Annotated in this window: 7 protein-coding genes; all 7 read left to right on the top strand. The window is 41.1% G+C overall.

Annotated elements, in window-relative coordinates; translation table 11 throughout:
- Positions 1-475: 475 nt before the first annotated feature.
- Positions 476-1,165 carry a PEP-CTERM sorting domain-containing protein gene (locus MICAI_RS02645; RefSeq protein WP_039899506.1) on the top strand — a complete coding sequence of 230 codons (690 nt, stop codon included), beginning with the start codon at positions 476-478 and terminating at the stop codon, positions 1,163-1,165.
- 96 nt (positions 1,166-1,261) lie between these two features.
- Positions 1,262-1,477 (top strand): hypothetical protein, encoded by a 216-nt coding sequence (locus MICAI_RS02640; protein WP_002760368.1) that lies wholly within the window; start codon positions 1,262-1,264, stop codon positions 1,475-1,477.
- Positions 1,478-1,738 (top strand): type II toxin-antitoxin system RelE family toxin, encoded by a 261-nt coding sequence (locus tag MICAI_RS02635; protein ID WP_008197393.1) that lies wholly within the window; start codon positions 1,478-1,480, stop codon positions 1,736-1,738.
- A gap of 214 nt (positions 1,739-1,952) precedes the next feature.
- Positions 1,953-2,762 carry an ATP-dependent sacrificial sulfur transferase LarE gene (larE, locus tag MICAI_RS02630; protein WP_008197392.1) on the top strand — a complete coding sequence of 270 codons (810 nt, stop codon included), beginning with the start codon at positions 1,953-1,955 and terminating at the stop codon, positions 2,760-2,762.
- 285 nt (positions 2,763-3,047) lie between these two features.
- The gene (locus tag MICAI_RS02625) at positions 3,048-4,058 is read left to right on the top strand and encodes a permease (protein WP_008197391.1); all 1,011 of its coding nucleotides are present in this window, start codon (positions 3,048-3,050) and stop codon (positions 4,056-4,058) included.
- Between the two features lie 24 nt (positions 4,059-4,082).
- Positions 4,083-4,874 (top strand): TIGR03943 family putative permease subunit, encoded by a 792-nt coding sequence (locus MICAI_RS02620; protein ID WP_008197390.1) that lies wholly within the window; start codon positions 4,083-4,085, stop codon positions 4,872-4,874.
- A gap of 121 nt (positions 4,875-4,995) precedes the next feature.
- A complete protein-coding gene (locus MICAI_RS02615) occupies positions 4,996-6,474 on the top strand; it encodes a hypothetical protein (RefSeq protein WP_008197387.1) in 1,479 nt (492 codons plus the stop codon).
- The last annotated feature ends 12 nt before the right edge of the window (positions 6,475-6,486 follow it).

Raw genomic sequence — 6,486 nt, 5'->3', positions numbered from 1 at the left:
TCCCGAATCCTAGCCCTATTCCCGACTATATTAAAGATAAAATTCGCCAACAAGCTAATACTAAATCTGGTTATTAAAAACTGATTATTTATTCCCCCTTTTGCATGAGGTTCTCTCCTTTATAAGTAGCCTATACTCAACGGATTTAGTATAATTGCTGATTGTCGGTATTCCTGCAAATGTAAGATGCACCAGGTCAATTTATTGCGGGGGAACCTAGGAGCGAAGGTGATCATTTCGGTCAAAGAAACTAAGTAGAGGTAGAACCTCGCTTATCTGCGTTGCCAGCTATAACCCGGCAACCAGTCAAAAATATTTATATATCCCAAAACTATCTTAAACATAAAAATCAATAAAAAATTATGATTAAATAACCCTTGACTTCCCCCCCCCTTGTGATAGCTGTTGTATGATATTGGCGCAAAACTAGCGTTAAATATAACCATATTTCCGTCCTATTATGGCCATCAAATCCATGAAAAAATTACTGACAATTTTAACCCCCTTGACTCTGATGGGGTTGGCTGGGGTTACTCCTGCTCAAGCGGCAATAGTAGCTGGTTGGAATCAATTTAATACCGATACCGCGACCTATCCCAAAGCGGCGGATACTGTAGGTGCGAATATAACCAGCACTGGGTTAAACACCGCCGGGATATTTCGGCGTCATCAGTCAGATTTCAGGTTGGGTAGTGCGTCTGTCAACTCTTGGAATACAACTAGCACTGTTAATACCAGCCAATACGTCGAATTTGCCGTACAACCTGGTGCAGGTTTTCAAGTCGATTTTACTAACTTACAACTCAATGCGCGGCATGATGAAACGCGGCTAGATTTGGTCTTGCGCTCTAGTGTTGATGGGTTCACCAATAATTTAGGGACACAAGTTAGCCTAACAACTAGCTATAATACCTACAGCTTTGACCTAAGCAGTTTAGCACCCCAAACCGGACCAGTGCAGTTCCGTCTCTATGGACTGAATGCTTCTGGAGCTGGTGTCTGGTTCATTGGTGAAAACTCCGCTAATGTTACCGGTGGTGGGTTTGTGGCTCTTAATGGGGATATTACTCCTACTCCAACGGTTTCAACCCCGGAACCTAGTGGTATAGTGAGTTTAATGGCTGTTGGTGCGTTGGGTGCCGCTTCCCTTCGTCGTCGGGGATAAATTATCCTTGGCAGGGGCAACTACAGAGGGTTTGCCCCGATATCTTGATATAATCGGGAGTGATAGGTCAATTATCTTTTCTGAATAGGGGCAAATATGCAGATAAAAGACATGACTCCCCAAGAGTTACAAAGTTTAATCCGTAATACAGTAGATGATACTCTAGATGAATACTTTGGTGATCCAGATGAGGGAAAACAAGTTAAAGAATCTTTTAAAGAAAAGTTATTAGAAATCCAACAAAAAAGACTACAAGGAAGAGCGACTATTCCTGCAGCTGAGGTGGATAAAAGATATGGGATAGAACCTTAAATGAGCTATTCTGTTACTTTTGAACCAGAGTCGATAACTGATTTAGATTTGATCACAGATTTTATCAGACTGAGGATTCTTAATAAAATTAAATGGTTAGCTATCAACTTTGAACAGATAACTCCCCTACCTCTTACGAGAGAATGGTCAGGGTTTTACAAATTAAGAGTAGTAGATTATCGGGTTATTTATGAATTTGATCGAGAGAGTAGGATAATTATTATTGTTAGAGTAGGTCATAGAAGTGAAGTTTATGACTAAATACTTACTAAAATAATGGGATCAGCAATAAGCTAAGATACATTTTAAATGCCTATCCTTAGAATAGCGAGATTATTTTCTAGTAAAAATTGCCAAAGACAGCCCAATTATTGACAAAATTATGGCAGCATAAATCGAGGGGTAGCCCTGATTAATTACGGCACGGCATATAATAAAAAACGGTCTCCCTAAACCAGTTGCCAAAATCGCCGCCATGGACAGTCAATTACTCGATAAACTCGGACAATTACAAAACCTCTTAAAAACCAGCGAAAAAGCTCTGATTGCCTATTCTGGGGGCGTGGATAGCACCCTAGTGGCAAAAGTGGCCTATGATCTGCTAGGGAGTCAAGCATTGGCAATTACGGCGGTTTCCCCCTCCCTACTGCCGGAAGAATTGGAAGAAGCGATCGCTCAGGCCGATTATATCGGTATTCCGCATGAATTGGTGGAAACCGAGGAAATGAATAACCCCAATTACACCAGTAATCCCGTTAATCGCTGTTATTTCTGCAAAAGTGAGCTACACGACACCCTTAAACCCCTCGCTCTCGCTCGTGGTTATTCCTACGTCATTGATGGCGTTAATGCTGATGATTTAAGGGATTATCGTCCCGGGATCCAAGCCGCTAGGGAGCGCGGCGCTCGTTCACCTTTGGCGGAAATTGCTATCACAAAAAGCGAAGTTCGTCAACTATCTCGTTACTTAAATTTACCTTGGTGGGATAAACCAGCGCAACCCTGTTTAAGTTCCCGTTTTCCCTACGGGGAGGAAATTAGCCTGGAGAAATTGCAAAGAGTCGGACGGGCGGAGATTTATCTGCGAAAATTAGGTTATCGTCAATTACGGGTGCGATCGAGCGGCGATACGGCACGGATTGAATTACCAGTAGCAGAAATTCCCGACTTTATTAATCGGACAAATTTAAGCGAATTAGTCGCTGATCTGCAAAAATTAGGCTTTATCTATGTCACCCTCGATCTAGAAGGTTATCAAAGCGGCAAGCTTAATCGAGTCCTCTAGTTCAGTGATCAGTAAACAGTAATCAGTGGACTGAAAACTCAAATCTGCTCTAACAGTTATCTTAATGGTGAGGTACGAAGTTTTCCTTTTGGGGAGCCGGTCGCTGGTCGTCAATACCAAATTGAGTTATACTTCATCTTGACGAGAAAGGCTGTAACGGATAACGGATAACGGATAACTGGTCACTGATAACTGATAACTGGTCACTGATAACTGATAGATGAACCTTTTTCAGGGGTTCCTAAGTCTTTACCCCTAAACCCCCAATTCCCAAGGCGAGGATAGATGAGTCAACTACAAAATGCCTTTACCCTATTCCTGAGCCTGTTGGTGGAAGCGATGCCTTTCTTGCTGCTAGGGGTGATTCTCTCTAGTATTCTTTTAATATTTGTCGATGAACGTCGCCTAGTTGCCTTGATGCCTCGAAATGCTGTTTTAGGAGCATTTGTGGGGGGATGTATTGGGTTTTTGTTCCCCGTCTGCGAGTGTGGCAATGTACCCGTGGCGCGACGTTTACTTGTGCAAGGAATGCCGAATGCAGTAGCGGTTAGTTTTCTCTTAGCAGCGCCGACAATTAACCCGATTGTTATCTGGTCCACTTGGGTAGCTTTTCGCGATCAACCGGAAATTGTTTTCTATCGAGTTATCTTTTCTTTGTTCATCGCTACGGTTATCGGGATTATCTTTAGTATCCAAAAAGATCCCCGACCACTCCTCCAAACCTCTTTGGCAAAAAGCCTCAATTGGCAACCGGAAACACCGGAAAAAGAATCTATCCCACTACTACTACAATCTGGTTCTTTTCTGATCGGTAATTCTGGCAAAACTTTGCGCTTAGATGAAAGTTTTGCCGCTACTGCTGTCCTACCAGCAGTGCAAGCAATCCCGATGAAAAGGCGCTGGTTAACTTTTCTGGAAAACGTGGTGATGGAATTACGCGAATTAGGAGGAGTGTTAATCTTAGGAAGTGCTATAGCGGCCAGTTTACAGGTGTTTGTTCCCCGGGAATTTGTTCTTAATTTGGGTCAGGATCCGATTACTTCGATCTTGGCCATGATGCTGTTAGCGGTAATTGTTTCGATTTGTTCCACGGTTGATTCTTTTTTTGCTCTCTCCTTTGCCTCTAGTTTTACCAGTAGTTCCCTACTGGCTTTTCTAGTGTTCGGTCCGATGATTGACCTGAAAGGGATTGGTTTAATGTTGTCTATTTTTAAACCGAGAATGTTAATTTATCTCTTTGCTTTAGCAGCGCAAATGACTTTTTTACTCACCTTAGCTCACAGTTATTTATTTTAGGTCAGTTCCTTGATAGTTTTTCCCATGAATTCATCACGTCTAAAAATAATCGTCCCGCAATTTATCGATATTATTGCCCTCATCGGTTGGGGTTCATTACTATTTAAATACTGGATAACTGGACAGTTAAATTTACTGATCCATCCTAATTATTTTTTTCTGGTTCTCATCACCAGTATTGCTTTATTTGTCCTGGGAATAGTCAAGCTTTGGACATTATTAAAGCAGTGGCAAAAAAAGACTAATTTAGATAGTAACGATAATCGATCGCATATTACCATTCTTCCCCAACATTTTGGCTCAGGTTTATTAGTAATAACTGCCATTTTAGGCCTATTTATCGCCCCGCAGCCCCTCAGTAGTCAAATCGCATTACAGAGGGGAATTAGTGAATCTTTACCCCTAACTCGCGTGCAAACTCAATCCTTTGGCACTACCGTTAAACCAGAGGAAAAAAGTTTAATTGAATGGGTAAGAACTTTGAATGCTTACCCCGAACCTGATGCCTACACAGGACAACCGGTAAAAGTCACAGGTTTTGTGGTACAATTACCACAACTACCCGATAATTATTTATTAATTAGTCGCTTTATTCTTACCTGTTGTGCCGTGGATGCTTATCCCGTTGGTTTACCAGTGAAACTATCAGGAAGTCGCAGTCAATATCCCAATGATACTTGGTTAGAAATCACCGGAGAAATGACCACGGAATCCTTACCCGTAGAGGTGGGAAAATCAACCACCAGAAGACAATTAGTAATTAAGGCCAAATCCGTGAAACCTATACCCACTCCTGCGGATCCCTACGGATATTAATAGTTATCAGTGACCAGTTATCAGTGATCAGTTATCAGTTATCAGTTATCAGCTTCGGAAGGCAAGAGCGCCTCATCTCAACAAGCAATTTAAATACTTAACAGCTTAACTATCTACTATAATGCTGAAAACCTTACAACTACAACCGATTGATAAATTAGCGATAACATTAATTGTATCCCTAACCTTAGTAATTGGTGGCTTAATTTGGTTAGGTAATAGCTGTGGTAATCAATGTCTTTTACAAACTGGTCCAAGGGTCAAGGAATTTAGCTGGGAAAATCGAGAAATTGGCGCGGAAGATCAAGCATTTATTATCACTTTTGATCGCCCCATGGATCATGCTAGTGTAGAAAAAAATCTCGTGATCGATCCTGCGCTGCCGGGTAAGTTTAGTTGGGCCGGAAGACGATTAGCTTATACCCTTACTTCTCCCATTCCCTACGGAGAAAAATATCATCTGCAAATTGAGGGTGCGCGGGAACAATTTCCCAGCGGTAATCGATTAGGACAAACCCTGGCAATTTTTGAGAGAGAATTTAAAAGTCGGGATCGTGCTTTTGCCTATATTGGCACTAATGGGGAAGAACAGGGAAGATTAATTTTTTATAACTTGACCGAGGAGAAAAAAACCCTCTTAACCCCTGCAAATTTGACCGTTATGGCTTTTGAATTTTACCCTGATGGTAAAAAAATTCTCTTTTCGGCCGTGGCGAAAAATCAGGGGATAGAGGGAATTCGTGAACTGCAGCTTTATCAAGTTGATAGCAGTCAATCGCCAGCAAAAATTGAGTTAGTGCTAGACAATAAAGATTATCAAAATAATCATTTTGATTTAGCTAAAGATGGGAAAACCATTGTCGTGCAGAGAATTGAGCGCCGCAATCCGATTAACTTCGATTTATGGGCAGTTAAATCTGAAGAAAAACCCCAACAATTAAACATCCAAGGCGGGGAATTTTTGATTGCACCTGATAGTAAAACTTTGGCTGTCACCCAGGGGGAAGGAATCGCCCTTTTGCCTTTAAAAACCGAAACAAAACCCCTAGATTTTTTACCAAAATTTGGGCGAATTTTGAATTTTTCTGCTGATGGTACGGCCGCAGCAATGGTTAATTTTAATACTGATAATGCCAAAATGCGTTATATTCGATCGCTTTTTTATGTCAATAATCAAGGATTACAAAAACGCTTACTCAATCTACAAGGTTCGATTATAGATTGTCAATTTAATGCCACTGGTAGTGATTTATATTGTTTGTTAACTGAGTTAGTTACTAACAGTCAAGAGTACAAAGAAAAACCCTATTTTGCTAAAATAGATGTGAAGACCGGTCAAGTGACTCCCCTACTGGAATTAGCCGATTATCGTGATATTCACATTAGTTTATCTCCCGATAGTTTAGCAATTATTTTTGATCAACTTCTCACCAGTTATGATACTAATACGACTAATCCCCTAACTACCGATTCAGGAGAAACAATTATCGGTGGTCGTTTGTGGATGTTAATTCCTCCCCTACAAGATGGAGTAAAAGCAAGTAAATCTGATTTAATTGAATTACCTCTAGCGGGAATTCGTCCCCAGTGGATGCCATAGAATTTCATCATT

The sequence above is a fragment of the Microcystis sp. T1-4 genome (genome assembly GCF_000297435.1).
In the GTDB taxonomy this organism is placed as follows: Bacteria; Cyanobacteriota; Cyanobacteriia; order Cyanobacteriales; family Microcystaceae; genus Microcystis.
This window is presented reverse-complemented; position numbering and strand designations above follow the sequence as displayed.